The organism is Streptomyces sp. BE303 (assembly GCF_036290945.1).
Classification (GTDB): domain Bacteria; phylum Actinomycetota; class Actinomycetes; order Streptomycetales; family Streptomycetaceae; genus Kitasatospora.
In genome coordinates, this window is record NZ_JAQYWZ010000605.1 from 38,641 (window position 1) to 57,589 (window position 18,949).

Genomic DNA, 18,949 nt, shown 5'->3' on the forward strand with positions numbered 1-18,949 from the left:
AAGGAGTGCGTGACGGCCTGCAAATCGGAAGGTATGCGGGGGCGGATGTTCCCGTCAAGCACAGGTCCGGGCCGGTCGCCGGGCCACCGGTGCGGGTTCGGGCGCTCCCGGCGCCGACAGGGTGATGGTTCGTCAAAGATCCTCAACTGCCACGGAGTCGGGCGGGTTCGCTGTCTCCCGGCAGGTCGGCCGGGCGGGCCAGCCGGGTGGCGGCCGAGGCGTGCAGGCGGAGCCAGTGGTCGACCAGCCGCGGGACGCTCTCCTCCTCCAGCCGTCGCACCACCGCGCAGTAGTCGATGCCGAGCCGTCCCAGCCGGTCGAGCACCGCCTGGGCCGCCTCGTGCCGGCCCATCAGGGTGTCGCCGTCGAGGCGGAGCTTGCGGACGGCCTCGTCCAGCACCGGGCGGGTCATCGCGTGCGCGGTGCCCCAGGAGACCAGGCCGGCCACGTACCGGGCCTGCGCGGCGGCGGCGCCGGCCAGTGCGGCGTCGGTCCACAGCAGGCGCTGCGGCCGGGCGCCGGAGGCGCGCAGGGTGCGCCAGCGGCCGTCGCCGAGCCGCTCCTCGTACGCCCGGTACATCAGTCGGGCCGCCGCCTGGGCGGTCAGGCCGCGCAGGGCGAGGGCGTCCTGGGTGCCGATCGCGGTCAGCCTGCGGTCGATCTCCAGGTCGACCCGGCCGACCGGCAGCGAGGCCACCGAGGCGATCGCCGCCAGCGGCCGGCCGGCCGCCAGCGCCTGCTCCAGCCCGTCGAAGTAGGCGTCCACGACCTGCCCGTAGCGGTGCACCGAGAACAGCCCGGTCGCGTGCACGCCGAGGCCGAGACCGACGCAGTCGCGGATCGCGCCCAGGCCCTCGGGGGTGGCCGGGATCTTCACCAGCAGATTGGGCCGGTCCACCGCGCGGGCCAGCTCGACGGCCTCGGCGGTGGTCGCCGCCGGATCGTGCGCCAGCCTCGGGTCGAGGTCCGCCGAGACCAGGCCGTCGTGACCGTGGGCGGTGCGGAAGACGTCCAGGAACTGGTCGCAGACCAGCCGCAGGTCCTGCACCGACGCGGCCCACACCGAGCCCTCCGGGGACACGTCGTGCCCGGCCAGCCGGGCCAACTGCTCGCCGTAGACCGGGTCCCGGCGCAGTCGTCCGGCCAGCAGCGCGGGGTTGGTGGTGGCGCCGCGCAGTCCGGTCTCGTCGATCAGCCGGCCGAGCAGGCCCGAGGTGGCCAGGCCGCGGTGGATCCCGTCCAGCCAGGGGGAGACGCCTTCGGCGATCAGCGGCCGCAGGTCTCGTCGACGGGGTGGGGCGGCCGGCGGTTTCTTCACTGCGGGATCACTGCTCCTCGGCTCTGCGGCGGCCCGAAAACGGTGCCGGGCACCGAGGATAGGGAGCAATTCGTGCCCGGAAAAGTGACTGCTCCGGTCAATGTCAGGTCGGGTCGAACGGGACATCTGATGAGTATTCGACGGAGTGCGACGCCACCTGACGAAGTGCCGGTAACTCCGTTGGCCGACCTGCTGTCCACCGTCAAGGATCAGCTGAACGCGTCCCCGTCCCTGAGGAGTTCGCCGTCATGACCACCATTGCCGTCGTCTACTACTCGTCGACCGGAAATGTCGCCAGGCTGGCCGAGGCGGCGGCCTCCGCCGCCGAGAAGGCCGGTGCCGAGGTGCGGCTGCGCCGGATCGCGGACCTGCCCGACGACACCTACGTGCCCGGGACCGAGGACGCCGCGCGGGAGCTGCGGGAACGCACCGCGGACGTCCCCGTGGTCGACCTCGCGGACCTGGCGTGGGCGGACGGCATCCTGATCGGGAGCCCGGTGCGGTTCGGCCTGCCGGCCGCGCCGGTCCTGCGGTTCATCGACTCCACCGCGCCGCTGTCGATCCCGGGCGGGCTGGCCGACAAGGCCGTCTCGGCGTTCACCTCGGGCTCGGCGCCGCGCGGCGGCCACGAGACCACGATCCTCGCGCTGCACAACGCGTTCTGCCACTGGGGCTCGCTGATCCTGGCCACCGGATCCACCGACCCGGTGCTGTTCCGGCCCAACAACGGCAACCCCTACGGCGCCAGCGCGGTCTCCCGGAACGTGCCCGGACAGGTCCACGAGGAGAACATCGCCGCGGTCGAGTACCAGGCCCGGCGCGTGGTCCGGGTCGCCGGTGTGGTCCGGGGCCTCGACACGCCCTAGGGCCGAGGGCCTGCCGCAGTCGCCTGCCGCAGGCCGGCCCCCAACCCGTGATGGAGATGTCAGTGGACAACCTGCTCGTGGGCCAGCTCGCCGGCCGCCCCGCAAGACAGCAGCCGGACTGGCCGAATTCCGTCGAACTCGATTCTGTCAAAAAGGAGTTGGCCGAAAGGCCCGCCCTCGTGTCGGCCGCCGACGTGCACCGGCTGCGCGCCCTGCTCGGCCAGGTCGCCGAGGGCCGTGCACAGGTGCTCCAGGCCGGGGACTGCGCCGAGGACCCCCAGGAGTGCACCGCGGGGGACGTCGCCCGCAAGGCCGGCCTGCTGGACGCGCTGGCCGGCCTCCTGAAGATCACCACCCACCGTCCGGTGGTCCGGATCGGCCGGATCGCGGGCCAGTTCGCCAAGCCCCGCTCGCACCCCACCGAACTCTGCGACGGCGTCGAACTACTCGTCTACCGGGGCCACATGGTCAACGGCCCGGAGCCCGACCCGGCCCAGCGCACCCCGGACCCGCGCCGCCTGCTGACCGGCTACGACGCCGCCCGGCAGACCATGGTCCACCTCGGCCGGCTCGCCCCCGGCGAACCCTCCGCGGCCTGCCCTCCGGTGTGGACCAGCCACGAGGCGCTGCTGCTCGACTACGAACTGCCGCTGCTCCGCCGCGACGACGAGGGCCGGCCGCTGCTCGCCTCCACGCACTTCCCGTGGATCGGCGAACGCACGCGCCAGCCCGACGGCGCCCACGTCGCGCTGCTCGCCCGGGTGGTCAACCCGGTCGGCTGCAAGGTCGGCCCGACCACGACCCCGGACGAGCTGCTCCGGCTCTGCGCCCTGCTCGACCCCGGCCGCGAACCCGGCCGGCTCACCCTGATCGCCCGGCTGGGCGCCGACCGCGTCGCCGGGGTCCTCCCCGGGCTGGTCCGGGCCGTGCGGGCCGCCGGCCACCCGGTGGTCTGGCTGACCGACCCGATGCACGGCAACACCTTCAGCCGGCCCGACGGCCTCAAGACCCGTCTGGTGGAGACCGTCGTCCGCGAGGTCGAGGCCTTCCAGCAGGCGGTCCGTGCCGAGGGCGGCACCGCCGGGGGCCTGCACCTGGAGACCACGCCCGACGACGTCACCGAATGCGCCGACGACGAGACCGGGCTCGGCCGGGTCGGTGACAAGTACACGAGCTTCTGCGATCCGCGGCTCAACCCCGGCCAGGCCATCGCCGTGGTGTCCGCCTGGCGGGCCTGACCCGGGCACGGCAACGGGCCCCGCCCCGTTCCGTCCGGCCCGCCCCGCACGCCCCGCACCACTGTCCGGCACCACCTGTCCCGAACGACCTGTCCCGAACGACCTGCCCCGCAGCTGTTCCGCAGCAGCTGTCCCGCACCACCCGATCCGGTGCGGACCCGACCCGGGTCCGTCCCGTCCGACCGTGCACAACCCCCAACCCACACTGCCGGCCCGCACCCCCGGGCCGACCCCAGGGAGGTCTGGCACATGCAGAACAAGGTGGCACTCATCACCGGCGCGGCCGGCGGCATCGGCGCCGCCGTGGCCCGGGCCCTGGCCGCTCGCGGCGTCCTCGTCGCCGCCGTCGACCGGGACGCCGGTCGACTCGCCGAGCTGGCCGGCAAACTGACCGCCGAGGGCCTCACCGTCGTGGCGATCCCCGCCGACGTCACCGACAGCGCCTCCGTCGAGGAGGCCGTCGACACCGCCGAACGGCGGCTCGGCCCGCTCGACTACCTGGTCAACACCGCCGGTGTGCTCCGGCTCGGCGAGGTCCGCGACTTCACCGACGAGGACTGGCACAGCACCTTCTCGGTCAACGCCGACGGCGTCTTCCGGGTCTCCCGCGCCGTGGTCAACCGGATGATCCCGCGCCGGAGCGGCGCGATCGTCACGGTGGCCTCCAACGCCGCCACCACCCCGCGCAGCGAGATGGCCGCCTACGCGGCCTCCAAGGCCGCGGCGACCCTCTTCACCAAGAGCCTCGGCCTGGAGGTCGCCCGGTACGGCATCCGCTGCAACCTGGTGGCGCCGGGCTCCACCGACACCCCGATGCTCAGCTCCATGTGGCACGACGACAGCGGCCGTGCCAGCACCCTGGAGGGCCGGCCGGACGCGTACCGGGTCGGCATCCCGCTCGGCAAGCTCGCCGAGCCGGAGGACGTCGCGCACGCCGTCGTCTTCCTGCTCTCCGACGAGGCCGGCCACATCACCCTGCACGACCTCACGGTGGACGGGGGTGCCGGGCTCGGTGCGTAATGGCCTCCCCACTCCGGCGCGGCGGCCGGGCCTCCCGGCGATCGCCCCCTACCCGCTGCCCACCGCGGCCGACCTGCCCGCCAACACGGCCGGCTGGACGCTCGATCCGGACCGCGCGGTCCTGCTCGTGCACGACATGCAGCGCTACTTCCTCGCGCCGTTCGGCGAGGACGGCCCGCTGCTCGCCAACGCCGTCCGGCTCCGGGACTGGGCCCGCGCGCACGACGTGCCGGTGGCCTACACCGCGCAGCCGGGCGGCATGACCCCCGAACAGCGCGGCCTGCTGGCCGACTTCTGGGGCCCGGGGATGCAGGCCGCCCCCGCGGACCGGGAGATCGTCGACCGGCTCGCCCCGGGACCGACCGACTGGCTGGTCACCAAGTGGCGGTACAGCGCCTTCTTCAACAACGACCTGCTGGCGCGGCTGCGGGCCGCCGGCCGGGACCAGCTGGTGCTCTGCGGCGTGTACGCGCACGTCGGGGTGCTGATGACGGCCGTCGAGGCGTTCACCAACGACATCCAGACCTTCCTGGTGGCCGACGCGGTGGCCGACTTCACGGCCGAGGACCACCGGATGGCCCTGGAGTACGCGGCCCGGCGCTGCGCCGTGGTGCTGACCGCGGACGCGGTGACCGGGGACTCGGTGACGGGTGGCCCGTCGTCCGCGGACCGGGCCTCCGTGGACCCGTCGAGCCCGGACCCGTCGAGCCCGGACCCGTCGAGCCCGGACCCGTCGACGGCCGGGGCGGTGACCCGATGAGCGAGCTGCTGGACCGGGTGCTGGCCGAGCACCCGCCGGCCTTCGCGCTGCTGCACCGCCCGGAGGCGACCGGGCCGGGCCTGGTCGACCTGCTGGTCGGCGAGGTCTCCGAACCGGCCACCCTGGCGGACCTCCCGCTGCCCGCCGACCCCGCCGACCCCGCCGACCCCGCCCGCCGCGCCGGACCGGCCGGGGCCGGGGCCGGGGCCGGGGAGACTGCGGGGAAGCGCCACGAAGTGCTGGCGCTGGTCCCCTACCGGCAGATCGCCGAGCGCGGCTTCGAGGCGCCCGACGACGGCACCCCACTGCTCGCGCTGACCGTCACCGAGCAGGCCGTCCTGCCGCTCGCCGAACTGTTCGCCCGCCTCCCCGACGTGCCGATCACGCTGGCCGGCGGTCGTTTCGACGCCGACGACGAGGAGTACGCGGAGACCGTCCGCCGGGTGATCGGCGAGGAGATCGGCGAGGGGACGGGCGCCAACTTCGTGGTCAAGCGCTCGTTCGTCGCCGAGATCACCGGCTACACCCCGGCCGCCGCACTCACCCTGTTCCGCCGGCTGCTCCAGCGGGAGACCGGCGCCTACTGGACCTTCGCGGTGCACACCGGGGAGCGGACGCTGGTCGGCGCCACCCCCGAGCGACACATCAGCGTGCACGGCGGGCGGGCGGTGATGAACCCGATCAGCGGCACCTACCGGTACCCGGAGCGGGGCCCCGACCTCGACGGCCTGATGGACTTCCTGGCCGACCGCAAGGAGGCCGAGGAGCTCTTCATGGTGGTCGACGAGGAGCTCAAGATGATGGCCCGGATCTGCACGACGGGCGGCCGGGTGGTCGGCCCGTACCTGAAGGAGATGGCCCGGCTCGCGCACACCGAGTACTTCATCGAGGGCCGGACCGACCGGGACCCGCGCGAGGTGCTGCGCGAGACGCTGTTCGCGCCGACGGTGACCGGGAGCCCGCTGGAGTCCGCCGCCCGGGTGATCGCCAAGTACGAACCGGGGGGCCGGGGTTACTACAGCGGAGTGGTCGCCCTGATCGGCCGTGACGCGGAGGGCGCGCGGGCGTTGGACTCGGGCATCCTGATCCGCACCGCCGACATCGACGCGGCCGGCCGGCTGCGGATCGGCGTCGGCGCGACACTGGTCCGCCACTCCGACCCGGACTCCGAGGTGGCCGAGACCAGGGCCAAGGCGGCCGGGCTGCTCGCCGCGCTGGAGGACGGCGGCCGGGGCCGGTTCGGCGCGCATCCGAGCGTCCGGCAGGCGCTGGCCGGGCGTAACCGCACGCTGGCCGGGTTCTGGCTCGCCGACGACGGAGAGGGGTCCTTCGAGCGCTCCGTCGAGCGGTCCTTCGCCCGCGCCGAGCTGGCCGGCCGCCAGGTGCTGGTGGTGGACGCCGAGGACACCTTCACCGCGATGATCGACCACCAGTTGCGGGCGCTCGGCCTCGACGTCGACGTCCGGCGGTTCGACCGGCCGTACGCGCCGGACGGGGTCGACCTGGTGGTGCTGGGCCCCGGGCCCGGCGACCCGCGGGACACCGCCCACCCGAAGATCGCCCATCTCCGCTCCCGGGTGAAGGAGTTCCTCGCCGAGCGGCGGCCGTTCCTGGCGGTCTGCCTGAGCCACCAGGTGCTCTGCGCGGAACTCGGGCTGCCGCTGGTCCGCCGGGAGACGCCCAACCAGGGCGTCCAGCGGGAGATCGACCTCTTCGGCGCCGGTGAGCGGGTCGGCTTCTACAACACCTTCGCCGCCTCCTGGACCGGGGGAACGGGGCCGGAGGGGACGTTCACCGTGCCCGGCGGCGCCGTCCGGGTCGCCCGGGACGCCGCCACCGGGGAGGTGCACGCGCTGCGCGGCCCGCACTTCGCCTCGGTGCAGTTCCACGCCGAGTCGGTGCTCACCCGCGACGGCGTGCGGATCATCGGCGACCTGATCGCCCACGTGCTGGGCGGCCCGTCCGCCCCGTCCGCCCCGTCCGTCCCGGCCGATCCGGGGTCCGTCCTGCGGGCGGGCACCGGCTCCTACGGCCCGTCCATTCCCGGCGCCTGACGATGCGTCGGAGCCCGGTGTCCGATCCGATCGAGGGGACAAGGATGATAACGACGGGAATTCCCGGGAAGGGTCGCACGCACACGGGAGTCGCCGTCCTGGGAACCGGCTCGTACCTGCCGGCCCGGGTGGTGAGCAATTCCGAGGCCGCCGCCCCGGCCGGTGTCACCGGGGAATGGATCGCCCGGAAGACCGGAATCGTCCGGCGCCGCCGCGCCGGGCCCGACCAGGCCGCCAGCGACCTCGCGGTGGCGGCCGGCCGGGCGGCGCTGGCGGACGCCGGGGTGGACCCGGCCGACCTCGCGCTGATCATGGTCGCCACCTCCACCCCCGACTCCCCGCAGCCGCCGACCGCCAGCGTGGTCGCCGACCGGCTCGGCGCCGCCCCCGGCACCGCGGCCTTCGACGTCAACGCGGTCTGCAGTGGCTTCGTCTTCGCCCTCACCGCCGCCGAACGGATGCTCGGCGACGCCGCCCCCGGGTACGCGCTGGTGGTCGGCACCGACGTCTACTCGCGGATCCTCGACCCCACCGACCGCCGGACCGCGGTGCTGTTCGGCGACGGAGCCGGCGCGGTGGTGCTCGGCCCGGCCCCGGCACCCGGCCGGGGCCTGCTCGCCGGGCGGCTGGCCGGGTTCGGCGCCGACCGCGGACTGATCGGCGTCCCGGCCGGGGGCAGCCGGCTGCCCGCCAGCGCCGACACCCTCGCCCAGGGCCTGCACTGGTTCCGGATGGACGGCCGCGGCGTGCGCGAGTTCGTCGAGACCCGGCTCCCGGAGGCGGTCCGGTCCTTCCTGGCCGACGCCGGGGTCGCCCCCGGGGACCTGGCGGGCTTCGTCCCGCACCAGGCCAACGGGCTGCTGCTCGCCGACCTGGCCGACCGGCTCGGCATCCCCGTCGGACGGACGTGCACCACGGTCGAGGAGTACGGCAACACCGGCTCGGCCTCGATCGCCGTCACCCTCGACCGGGCCGCCCGGGCCGGCCGGTTCGCCCCCGGGGACCTGGTGCTGCTGGCCGGCTTCGGCGGCGGCATGGCGATCGGCCTCGCCCTGCTGCGCTGGTGACGGCCCCGGCCCGGGCCGGCCCCCGCTCTCCCCCTCAGCACCCCCCTCAGCACCCCCCGTCCGTACCGCCCGCACCTTCCCACCCGGTTCGACCGAACGACCGACAAGGAGATCACCGTGCTGGACGACGCCATGGTGGACGCGTACCTCGCCCGGATCGGCGCCGAACGGCCCGAGCGGGCCGACCTCGACGCGCTCACCCGCATCCAGGAGCGGCACGTGCTGTCCGTGCCGTTCGAGAACCTCGGCTACCACCTCGACGAGCCGATCCACATGGACGAGCAGGTCCTCGACAAGATCGTCCGCCAGCGCCGCGGCGGCGGCTGCTACGAGGTCAACCCGGCCCTCTCGTTCCTGCTCACCGCCCTCGGCTACCAGGTCGAGATCCTCCCCGGCCGGGTCCACCGGCCCGGCGGCACGCTCGGCGCGGCCCTGTGCCACCTGGCCCTGCGGGTCACCGTCGACGGCGAGCAGTGGCTCGTCGACACCGGCTTCGGCCGCAACAGCCGGCGCCCGCTCCGGCTGGCCTCCCGCGAGGTCCAGCACGACCCGGACGGCGACTTCCAGCTCGCCGACGTCGAGGGCGGCGGCTTCGACGTCCTGCTCAACGGCAAGCCGCTGTACCGCCTGGAGGACCGCCCGGTGCGCATCGAGGACTTCCGGCCGACCCTCTGGTGGTACCGCACCGCGCCCGAATCCCCCTTCCTGCAGGACGTGTTCTGCTCGCTGCGGACCGAGGACGGCCGGATCACCCTCAAGGGCAACCAGCTCTCCACGGTCGCCGGCAGCGACCGCTCCACCGAGGAGTTCGTCGGCGACGCCGCCGTCCTGGAGGCGTACAAGACCCACTTCGGGTTCAGCCTGGACCGGCTGCCCGACCAGCCGGGCGGCGGCGTCACCGCCGGCGTCCAGACGGGATGACCGCCATGACCACCAGCGAACCCCGCACCGCGACCGGGCGACCGGCGCAGCCGGTGCACCCGGCGCCCACCGATCCGGCGCGGTTGCCGGCCGCCTTCGTCGCGGCCTTCAACACCGGCGACCGGGCGGCCGTCGAGGAGCTCTTCGAGCCCGGCGCGGTCCTCGTCGACCGGCCCGGCACCCCGCTGACCGGCGACGACCGGCGCGCCGCGACCGGCCGCTTCCTCGCCCTCGGCCTGCCGATCCGGATCACCCTCCGGCACTGCTACGAGAACGGCGACCTCGCCCTGCTGATCGGCGACTACCTGATCGAGGGCGAGGGGCCGGACGGGCCGTTCCGGTCCGAGGGCACCGCCACCGACGTCGCCCGGCGCGGCGCCGACGGCCGCTGGCGCTACGCCATCGACAACCCGCCCGGCACCGACCGCTGAACCCCACCCCTGGAAGGACCGCTGTGTCTCCTGTCGACGATCCCGCCGCCGACCCGGTGCTGGACCTCCCGTTCGACGCCGTGCCCGACCCCGAGGAGTACCTGCGCGCCGCCATGCGCTGGCACTTCTCGCCCGCGACCGGCTCCCCGTTCTGGCTGTCCAGGGCCGGCTCCCTCGGCTTCGACCCGCTCACCGAGGTCCGCACCCACGCCGACCTCGCGAAGTTCCCCAACCTCGCCAACGAACTGCGCACCGCCCGTGTCGAGGACCTCGTCCCGCGCGGCTACGGCGACCGCCCCGACGTGCTCGGCGTCTACGAGAGCGGCGGCACCACCGGCGCGCCCAAGCGGATCGTGCTGCTGCGCGACTGGCTGGACCGGCTGCTCGGCTGGTCCAGCGCCCAGCTCGACGGCCACGGCGTGCCGCAGGGCGTCAACTGGCTGGTCGTCGCGCCCACCGGCCCGCACATGGTCGGTGACGTCATCAAGGCCCAGACCGCCTACCGGGGCGGCCTCTCGTTCACCGTCGACCTCGACCCGCGCTGGGTGAAGAAGCTGATCTCCGACGGCAGGGCCGCCGAGGCCGGCGCGTACGCCGAGCACATCGTCGACCAGGTCGCCTACCTGCTGGAGACCCAGGACGTCGGGGTGCTGATGTGCACCCCGCCCGTCCTGGAGCGGATCGCCCGCCGGGACGGCCTCGCCAAGCTCGTGGGCGAGAAGGTCCGGGCGATCAACTGGGTCGGCACCCAGATGGACCCGGACACCCGCCACCTGTACCGCACCGAGATCTTCCCCGACGCCGTGCTCTACAGCGGCTACGGCTCGACCATGATCCTCGGCAACGCCAGCGAGCGGCACGGGCTGACCGACGACGACCCCTGCGTCTACGACCCGTACTCGCCGTACATGAGCTTCGGCGTGATCGACCCGGAGACCGGCCGGACGGTCGACTTCGGCGAACGCGGCCAGGTGGTCATGCACCACGTCTCCAAGAGCCTGCTGATGCCCAACAACCTGGAGCGTGACCTCGGCACCAGGATCGCCCCGCTGCCCGGGCAGCTCGGCGACTCGGTGGCGGACATCGCCCCGGTCCGGGAGTTCGACAACGAGACCGTGATCGAGGGGGTCTACTGATGGCCGGACCGCTGCAGCCCGCCGGGTCCCGGGAGCCGGGGCCCCACGGGGCGGACGTGCCCCCGGAGCCCGCCGGGCTCCTGCAACTGGACGCGCTCGGCCCCGGCGAGCCCTTCCGGGCCCGCCGGCGGACCGTCGTCGCCGACGTCACCGGTGCGCCGTTCGCCGAACTCAGCCTCGTACCGAGGCTGTTCGTCACCCGGGCGATGCGGGCGCTGCACGCCGCCGAGTCCCTGCCGGCCGCCGAGCGGTTCGCCGCGCTGGCCCGGGCCGGGCGGATCTTCACCGAGGCGACCATCGACGGCCTCGACCTCCCCGCCTACCAGCGGGCCGTGGCCCGGGTCTCCGGGGTGCCGATCGGCGTCGTGCGCGACGCCGTCCGGTCCATCGCCGACTCGGCCGGGAAGGCCGGCTGGGTCGCCCACCGGGCCCAGCCGGTCGGCTCGGTGAGCGACTGGCGGGACGGCGCCACCCTCGACGGCAGCGCCGTCTGGACCAGGCGCGGCGACGTCTTCGCCGTCCACGCGGCCGGCAACCACCCGGGCCCGCACGGACTCTGGCTGGAGGCACTGGCACTCGGCTACCGGGTCGCCGTCCGGCCCTCCCGGCGCGAGCCGCTCACCCCGCACCGGCTGGTCACCGCCCTGCGGCTGGCCGGCTTCGGCGCCGACCAGGTGATGCTGCTGCCCACCGACCACGAGGCGGCCGACGAGATCCTGAACGGCGCCGACCTCGGCATGGTCTACGGCGGCGACGAGGTGGTCCGCAAGTACGCGGGCAGCACCGTCCTGCCGCAGGGCCCCGGCCGTTCCAAGATCCTGGTCACCGCGGACACCGACTGGCGCGCGCACCTGGACACCATCGTCGACTCGATCAGCCACCAGGGCGGCGTCGCCTGCATCAACGCCACCGCCGTCCTGATCGAGGGCGACCCGGCGCCGCTCGCCCGGGCGATCGCCGAGCGGCTGGCCGTCATCCCCAGCCTGCCGCCGGAGGACGAGAAGGCGGTGCTCTCCGTGCAGCCGGTGGCGGAGGCCCGGGCGATCGAGGCGTTCCTGCTGCGCCGCGCGGCCGGCACCCGGGCCTGGCTCGGCGGGGACGGCGTGGTCGCCGAACTCGGCGACGGCAGCGCGGTGCTGCGGCCCGCCGTGCACCAGCTGGACCGGCCCGACGCCGAGCAGGCGGGCATCGAGCTCGCCTTCCCCTGCGTCTGGGTGGCGCCGTGGAGCCAGGAGGCGGGCGTCGCGCCGCTGCGCAACTCCCTGGTGCTCACCGCGATCACCCGGGACGACGCGCTGTTCGACCGGCTGCTCCGGGAGCCGAGCATCAGCAACGTCTACCGGGGTGACCACCCGACGTACTGGCTCCGGCCGGGGGTGCCGCACGACGGCTACCTGGGGGAGTTCCTGATGCGGACCAAGACCGTCATCCGGGACTGAGCCCGGCGGACGCGGTACCGGGCAGTCACGGCACCGGGCAGTCGCGGTACCGGGCGGTCGGGGTGCCGGGCGGCCGCGGGACGACGCGGACGCGGGCACGGGAAGGCCCCCCGGGAGCGGGGGGCCTTCCCGTGCGGTCGCGGGAGGTCAGGAACCGACCGCCCGGTCGACCAGCGCGCCGGCCGCGCCGGTGTAACCGGCCGGGTCGCACAGCTCGGCGATCTCCGCCGGGGTGAACCGGCCTGCCAGTTCGGCCTGTTCGACGAGGACGTCGGCCAGCGCACGGCCCTCCCGGTCCGCCGTCAGCGAGACCTCGGTGAGCAGTTGCTTGGCCACCGCCTTGCCGAGCTTCGGCGCCAGCCGGGCCGCGATCCGCTCGGAGACCAGCTGCCCGCCGGTGAGCCCGAGGTTGGCCCGCATCCGCTCCGGCCGGACGAGCAGCCCCTCGGCCAGCTCCACCGAGGTGTGCGCGGCGCCGCCGGCCAGCCGCAGGCACTCGCGCAGCAGCAGCCACTCGGCGTGCCAGGCGCCGCCGGAGCGCTCGTCCTCGGTCACCAGGCACTGGGTCAGCCCGGCGGCCAGCACCGGCACCTGGAGCGCGGCGCTGCGCAGCAGGGTGGCCAGTACCGGGTTGCGCTTGTGCGGCATCGCGGAGGAGGCTCCGCGGCCTGCCGCGGCCGGCTCGACCACCTCGCCGACCTCGGTCCGGGTCAGCGACTGCACGTCCACCGCGATCTTGCCCAGCGCGCCGGCGGTGAAGGCCAGGGCGGCGGCCAGGTCGGCCATCGGGGTGCGCAGCGCGTGCCAGGGCAGCACCGGGCGGGCCAGCCCGGTCTCCGCGGCGAACGCGTCCACCAGCCGGTCGAGGTACGCACCGGCGTCGACGTCCGGGTCCGGGCCGTCCAGCCGGGCGTACTCCAGGTAGCCGGCCAGCGTGCCGGCGGCGCCGCCGAGGGAGACGGGCAGACCGTCCGCCAGGACGGCCGCCAGCCGCCGGTCGGCGTCCAGCACCAGCTGGCGCCAGCCGGCAGCCTTGAGGCCGAAGGTGGTCGGCACCGCCTGGAGGGCCAGGGTGCGTCCGGCCAGCACGGTGTCCCGGTGCTCGGCGGCCAGCGCGGCGAGCGCCCGGGCGGTGCGGTCCAGGTCGGCCCGGACCAGCCGCAGCGCCCGGGCCGCCACCAGCATCGCGCCGGTGTCGAAGATGTCCTGGCTGGTCGAACCGCGGTGCACGTACTCGGCGGCGGCCGGGTCCTCGGCGGCGACCACCCGGGTCAGCGCCTGGACCAGCCCGACGACGGGGTTGGCGGTCTCCCGGGAGGCCAGGGCCAGCGCCCTGAGGTCGAACCGTTCGGCCCGGGCGGCCGCGGTGATCGCGGCGGCGGCCGGGACGGGGACGGTGCCGAGCCCCGCCTGGGCGCGGGCCAGCGCGGCCTCGGCGTCCAGCATGGCCTGGAGCCAGGCCCGGTCGCCGACGGCCCGCTCGACCGGGGTGCCGGCGCGGACGGGGGAGAGCAGTCCGGAGTCCTGGTCGGCCTCCGCTCCGGTCCCGTGCGGTCCGCTCCCCTGCGCTCCGGTCTCCTGCGGTCCGGTCCCGTTCGCCGCGGATTCCTGCGGCGGAAGGTGGCTGTCCGTCATATCACGACGCCTCTCAGGTCGGTCTCGGCCGGTTGGGGCCGCACCTCGGCCGGCACCTCGGACACCAGCGGCAGGGCCAGCACCGCGCGGGCGATCGCGTCCGAGTCGCCGAGGGTCACCGAGTCGACGCCGGGGCGGATGCCCGCGGCGGTCACCCAGTGCACCGACTCGGTCGGTATGCCGTACGCGAACCGGCGCGGGTGCGCCCGTCCGCGGGCGTCCAGCAGCCGGTAGGGCCGCTCGGTGACGGCGAGGCCGCCGGTCTCGTAGCCGTTCCCGTGCTCCCCGTCGATCCGGTACGTGGTGCACTGCTCGGTCTCCAGCAGGTGCCGCAGCAGCGGATCGTCGGTGCGCCGCAGGTCGGGTTCGGGCAGCCGGGCCTCGATCAGCACGGAGGCCCGGACCGGCTCCCCCGGCACGGTGGCGGAGTGCGCCGTGAAGGCCGGGTCCACCGGGTCGATGCGGATCTCGGTGCCCGGGCCGAGCAGTTCCAGCACCCCGGCCTCGACCAGGGCGATCAGCTGCTCGATCCGCTCGGTCGGCGGGCCGATCGAGAGGAAGGCGTTCAGCGGGGTGTACCAGCCCTCCAGGTCGTCGCGGTGCGAGCTGCCCTCCAGGCCGCTGTGGTCGACCGCGAGCCGGACCTCGTTGCGCAGGTCGCGCAGCACGTCCAGGGCGGCCTTGAGCGGGCCGCTCAGGTTGCCGGCCCGGGCCTCGGCGACGTCCTGGCGCAGGTAGTCGAGCAGCCAGTCGCGGAACTCCGCGCGGTCGGCGAACTCCCGTCCGGCGTAGGGCCGGGAGAGGCGCTCCCAGCTCCACCGCCCGGACTCCTCGACACCGTGGGCGTCGAGCAGCCCGGCCGGGTCGTCGGTGGTCAGGAACCGGTCGGTGAACTCCTCGCGCTCGGCGCCGCGCCCCCTCGCGGTGAGCAGGGCGCCGTAGTAGACGGACTCCACCTCGCGCGAGATCAGCGGCCACAGGTCGGTGGCGAACCGGGCGGGCTCGCCCCGGCGGGCGCGTCCGCGGAGCTCGGCGATCACCTCGGGGGTGAGCAGCCGGGGCAGGTAGCGGCCGTACGCGCCCTTCTCGTTCTCGCCGCGCGCGTGGTACGGGATGCCGCGCCGGGAGGTGGCGTAGAGCCGGGGCTCGGTGCCGGACGCCCGGTACACCAGCCTGCCTTCCGGCTGCCCGTCGCCCGGCTGCCCGTCGCCCGGCCGGCGTTCGTCGGCGGGGCCGGTGCCGACCCGTTCGAAGCGGCCGCCCCGGCCGAGGGTGAAGAGCGCCATGTGGTCGAAGAAGTTGAGGCCCAGGCCGCGCAGCAGCACGGTCTGACCGGGCCGGACGGCCACCTGGACGTCGGCCGGGTTGGTGGGGGTGACGTAGGTCAGGTGGTGGATCCGCGCGAGGCTGGCGGTGCGGGCCTCGCGGGGCGTGAGCCGGGCCGACACGTGCCCCTGGGCGAGCACGATGGCGTCCAGCTTGTTGAGCCGGGTGCCGTCCTCCAGCCGGACGCCCTGCGGCCCGCCGGGAACGCCGTGCGCGTCGGCCATCGCGACCGCCCGGGAGCGGTGGACGCGGATGGTCATGGACGGCGGGGCGCCGGCCACCACGGCGAGGAAGGCGTCGTTCAGGTACTGCCCGTAGAAGGCCCGGGTGGGGTAGGTGTTGGGGCCGAGGTCGGCGGCCTCGGCCAGGGTCCGCTCGTCGTACCCGCCCGGATGCTCGCCCTTGGAGAGGGACGTGGCCCACTCGTAGAGGCTCGGACCGGGTTCGATCGGCCCCTCCACCCGGACGCTGTCGTCCGTGTAGACGGTGATCTGCGAGGCGACCGTGTTCATCAGCAGGTGCCGGGACTGGTCGGTGCGCCAGACCCGGCCCGCCCCCGGCGCCGCAGGGTCGACGACGTGCACGGTGACGGCGCACCCGGCCGGTGACTTCCGTTCGTTGGCGCAGAGCCTCTCCAGTACCGAGAGGCCGCGCGGACCTGCGCCGATGACGCAGATCTGGAGATGGCGATCGATCATGCCCACGGCTCGCCATCGTAGTTGTGATGATCCATTGATGGAAAGGGCCGGATGTCGTGCATCCAGGCCACGTGCTCGTGCAGTTCGTCCTCGGAGAGGCCGCCGAGCAGCTTGTTGCGGGCCGTCGCGTCCTCCCCGGCCGGGTGCCAGAGCCGGACCGATTCGCGGGCCGCGCGCTGGATCGCCGCCGTGCGGGCGTGCCGTTCGGCGGCGAACCGTTCGAGCGTGTCCGTGAGTTCGGTGGTCTGGACCATCAACTCGCCAAGCAGGACGGCATCCTCCAGCGCCTGGCAGGCGCCCTGCGCCGCGTAGTGCAGCATCGGGTGGGCGGCGTCGCCGAGCAGCGCGACCCGCCCGTCGGTCCAGCCGTCCACCGGGTCGCGGTCCACCAGCACCCAGGAGCGCCAGCCCTCGCCGAGGGCCAGCAGCCGGCGGGCGGCCGGCGCGGTGAGACCGGCCAGCTGGGCGTGGACCAGCTCCTCGCCGACCGCCACGCCGGCGATCGCCTCGGTCGCGCCGTTGTCCCGGGAGGCGGCGAGGTTGAGGAAGGCGCCGCCCGCGATCGGGTAGTGGACGAAGTGGCAGTGCGGACCCGCCCACCAGGTGACCGAGGTGGGCAGCCGCAGCTCCTCGGGCACCCGCTCCATCGGGACGATCGCCCGGTAGACGGTGATCCCGGAGATCCTCGGCTCGCCGTCGCCGACCAGCTGGGCACGGACCGCCGAGTGGATGCCGTCCGCCCCGATCAGCGCGTCCCCGGCGACCGTCCCGCCGCCGGCCAGCAGGGCCGTGGCGCCGCGCCCGTCCTGCCGGTAGCCGGTGACGGCGGTCGCGGCGCGCAGGTCGATCCGCGCGTCGGCCAGGCAGGCCTTCAGCAGCAGCCCGTGCAGTTCGGCGCGGTGCACCACCACGTACGGGTTGCCGAACCGCCGCCGGTAGCGCTCGGTGAGCGTCAGGCTGGTGACGTGCTCGCCGGTCACGCCGTCCATGAAGCGGAGTTCGGCCATGTGGACACCGGCCGCCCGGACGGCGTCGCCGAGGCCGAGCCGCTCCAGCGCGAGGATGCCGTTGGGGGCGATCTGGATGCCGGCCCCGATCTCGGCGAACTCGGGGGCCCGTTCCAGGACGACGGCCCGGTGGCCGGCCCGGCTGACCGCCAGGGCGGTGGCCAGGCCGCCGATCCCGCCGCCGACCACGACGACGGTCGCCGGGGCGCCGGGGAGCGTGTCGGGGGGCGCGGCCGGGGGCTGCCCGTCCCGTTCGGGGAGCGCGCTCATCGGCCCGCCCCGCCGTCCTCGGCGGCTGCCAGCCGGCGGGCCAGCTCCAGCCGCTTGATCTTGGTCGTGGCGGTGGCGGGCAGCTCGCCGAGCTTCCACTGCACCGGGTCGGCCATCGGCGGCAGGCCCGCCGCCGCGGCCCGCCAGGCGGTGCGGTCGAGCGGGCGGTCGTCCTTGGTGCAGACGACCGGGACCGGCCGCCCGTCCGGCCCGGGGATGATGACCACCTCGGCCAGGTCGGCCAGCCGGGCGAAGAGGGTGTCCTCGGCCGCCAGCGTGGAGCCGAAGCCCTCGATCACGTCGACCTCGCGGTCCAGCAGGTGCACACAGCCCCACCGGGTGCGGTAGCCGACGTCACCCATCCGCCACCAGCCGTCGTTGACCTGCTTGTCGTACCGCTCCTGCTCACCGAGGTAGGTGACGATCCGGCCGTCGCTGCGCACCTCGATGAACCCCGGGTTCTCGGCCGACGGCGGCGCGCCGTTCCGGCTGACCACCCGGACGTCGGTGAAGCCCGGGAACGGCATGCCCACGCACCGGCCGTCCGCGTCCGGGCCGCGCCGCTTCGAGAAGGACCGGACCACCGCGGGACCGACCTCGCTCTGCCCGTACAGCTGGCCGAACACCGGGGCGCGGCGCGCCGAGGCGTTCAGCATGGTCTGCACGGTGCGCGGGTGGATGGCGTCGAAGGTGGAGGAGAACAGCTTGACGTTGGCCAGCGGGCGGCGCGGGTCCTCGGCCAGTTCCTCCCACTCCATGAAGGAGTTGGGGTGCGCCTCCAGGATCCCCGGCCGCAGCCGGGCGAACAGGTCGCCGACGTGCCGGGGGTCCGAATCGGCCAGCACCAGGATCGGGAAGCCGCGGAACAGCGAGATCGCCAGGGCGGTGATCAGCCGCGAGTGGACGAAGGAGACGTGCATCGCGATCGTCTCGCGGCCGGGGACCAGCGGCCGGACGACGGTCGCCTGCGGGCGGTACCGGGCCTCCAGGGTCCGGCCGGTGTGGACGGCCAGCTTGGGCGTACCGGTGGTGCCGGAGGTGTGGGTGATCAGCGTCGGGTGCTCCGGCGGCATGGTCACCGGCGCGATCCGGGGCGAGCCGGCCAGCCCGGCCAGCCCGATCCCGTCGGGGTGGCCGCCCTTGGTCAGCAGGACGGTGTGCGCCAGTCCGAACACCTCGGCGGGCAGCTCCTGTTCGAGCTTCTCCTGGTCGGTGACGAGGAACGGCTCGTCGGTGCGGCGGATCAGTTCGGCGACGGTCTCGCCGTCCAGCTTCGGGGACAGCAGCACCGGGACGCCGCCGGTCCGCGCCACCGCGCAGGCGAGCAGGGTGATGTCGAAGCTGTTCGACTTGTAGACCACCACCCGGCGGCCCGGGCGGACCCCGGCGGCCCAGAGCCGGGACGCGAAGTCGTCGACCAGGTCGGCGATCTCGGCGACGGTGGCCCGCCGCCCCAGGTCGGGGGCGATGTCGAGGTCGTGGTCGAGGATCACCACGTTCGCGCCGTTCCGGACGGCGGCCCGCTCGAAGAGCGTGCCCAGCCGGATGCCCCGGTTGGCAATGCGCTGAAGTAGCACCGTTCCGCCCTCTCGTGGGTTTCGGGTTTTCTTTCAGGGGGGGATCGAAAGGCATTTCAAGCGCTGTTCAGAGGTGTGCACAGACACACGGAGGCCGGAGACGGCCGGGAAGGCGGCCGGGAGGGGTGTGGGGAGGCGGCCGGGAAGGCTGCCGTGAGCGACCGGGCGGGGTGTCGGGGACGGGCG

The 18,949-nt window shown here is 74.7% G+C and carries 15 protein-coding genes; 10 read left to right on the top strand and 5 right to left on the bottom strand.

What is annotated here, in order from left to right:
* Positions 1-142 precede the first annotated feature (142 nt).
* The gene (locus PUR56_RS13695) at positions 143-1,318 is read right to left on the bottom strand and encodes a transaldolase family protein (protein WP_329884557.1); all 1,176 of its coding nucleotides are present in this window, start codon (positions 1,316-1,318) and stop codon (positions 143-145) included.
* A gap of 248 nt (positions 1,319-1,566) precedes the next feature.
* Here PUR56_RS13695 and PUR56_RS13700 point away from each other — a divergent pair, with 248 nt between their 5' ends.
* From PUR56_RS13700 to PUR56_RS13745, 10 genes are all read left to right on the top strand, one after another.
* Positions 1,567-2,184 carry a flavodoxin family protein gene (locus PUR56_RS13700; protein ID WP_329949100.1) on the top strand — a complete coding sequence of 206 codons (618 nt, stop codon included), beginning with the start codon at positions 1,567-1,569 and terminating at the stop codon, positions 2,182-2,184.
* A 56-nt stretch (positions 2,185-2,240) separates the two neighbouring features.
* On the top strand, positions 2,241-3,422 hold the full coding sequence (locus tag PUR56_RS13705; RefSeq protein ID WP_329949101.1) for a 3-deoxy-7-phosphoheptulonate synthase: 1,182 nt from the start codon (positions 2,241-2,243) through the stop codon (positions 3,420-3,422).
* 249 nt (positions 3,423-3,671) lie between these two features.
* The gene (locus PUR56_RS13710; RefSeq protein ID WP_329949102.1) at positions 3,672-4,442 is read left to right on the top strand and encodes a 2,3-dihydro-2,3-dihydroxybenzoate dehydrogenase; all 771 of its coding nucleotides are present in this window, start codon (positions 3,672-3,674) and stop codon (positions 4,440-4,442) included.
* Positions 4,435-5,202, top strand: coding sequence for an isochorismatase family protein (locus PUR56_RS13715; RefSeq protein ID WP_329949103.1), 768 nt, complete (start codon positions 4,435-4,437; stop codon positions 5,200-5,202). The genes PUR56_RS13710 and PUR56_RS13715 overlap by 8 nt, the downstream gene beginning before the upstream one ends.
* On the top strand, positions 5,199-7,256 hold the full coding sequence (locus PUR56_RS13720; protein ID WP_329949104.1) for an anthranilate synthase family protein: 2,058 nt from the start codon (positions 5,199-5,201) through the stop codon (positions 7,254-7,256). The genes PUR56_RS13715 and PUR56_RS13720 overlap by 4 nt, the downstream gene beginning before the upstream one ends.
* A gap of 44 nt (positions 7,257-7,300) precedes the next feature.
* The gene (locus PUR56_RS13725) at positions 7,301-8,323 is read left to right on the top strand and encodes a 3-oxoacyl-ACP synthase III family protein (protein WP_329884545.1); all 1,023 of its coding nucleotides are present in this window, start codon (positions 7,301-7,303) and stop codon (positions 8,321-8,323) included.
* 117 nt (positions 8,324-8,440) lie between these two features.
* Positions 8,441-9,244, top strand: coding sequence for an arylamine N-acetyltransferase family protein (locus PUR56_RS13730; RefSeq protein WP_329949105.1), 804 nt, complete (start codon positions 8,441-8,443; stop codon positions 9,242-9,244).
* A gap of 5 nt (positions 9,245-9,249) precedes the next feature.
* The gene (locus tag PUR56_RS13735; RefSeq protein WP_329949106.1) at positions 9,250-9,675 is read left to right on the top strand and encodes a YybH family protein; all 426 of its coding nucleotides are present in this window, start codon (positions 9,250-9,252) and stop codon (positions 9,673-9,675) included.
* 23 nt (positions 9,676-9,698) lie between these two features.
* Positions 9,699-10,811, top strand: a complete 1,113-nt coding sequence (locus PUR56_RS13740) for a phenazine antibiotic biosynthesis protein (protein WP_329884539.1) — start codon at positions 9,699-9,701, stop codon at positions 10,809-10,811.
* On the top strand, positions 10,811-12,250 hold the full coding sequence (locus PUR56_RS13745) for an aldehyde dehydrogenase family protein (protein WP_329949107.1): 1,440 nt from the start codon (positions 10,811-10,813) through the stop codon (positions 12,248-12,250). Before PUR56_RS13740 ends, PUR56_RS13745 begins: the two co-directional genes overlap by 1 nt.
* A 147-nt stretch (positions 12,251-12,397) precedes the next feature.
* Here PUR56_RS13745 and pcaB read toward each other — a convergent pair whose 3' ends face one another.
* The 4 genes from pcaB to PUR56_RS13765 are packed head-to-tail and all read right to left on the bottom strand — an operon-like array spanning position 12,398 to position 18,763.
* Positions 12,398-13,885: a 3-carboxy-cis,cis-muconate cycloisomerase gene (pcaB, locus tag PUR56_RS13750; protein WP_329949108.1), complete on the bottom strand. Its 1,488-nt coding sequence runs from the start codon at positions 13,883-13,885 to the stop codon at positions 12,398-12,400.
* Positions 13,882-15,909, bottom strand: coding sequence for an FAD/NAD(P)-binding protein (locus PUR56_RS13755; RefSeq protein WP_329949121.1), 2,028 nt, complete (start codon positions 15,907-15,909; stop codon positions 13,882-13,884). The genes pcaB and PUR56_RS13755 overlap by 4 nt, the downstream gene beginning before the upstream one ends.
* Positions 15,906-17,186, bottom strand: coding sequence for an FAD-dependent monooxygenase (locus PUR56_RS13760; RefSeq protein ID WP_329949109.1), 1,281 nt, complete (start codon positions 17,184-17,186; stop codon positions 15,906-15,908). Before PUR56_RS13760 ends, PUR56_RS13755 begins: the two co-directional genes overlap by 4 nt.
* Entirely contained in the window at positions 17,183-18,763 is a 1,581-nt protein-coding gene (locus PUR56_RS13765; RefSeq protein ID WP_329949110.1) for a class I adenylate-forming enzyme family protein, read from the bottom strand. Before PUR56_RS13765 ends, PUR56_RS13760 begins: the two co-directional genes overlap by 4 nt.
* Between the last annotated feature and the right edge of the window lie 186 nt (positions 18,764-18,949).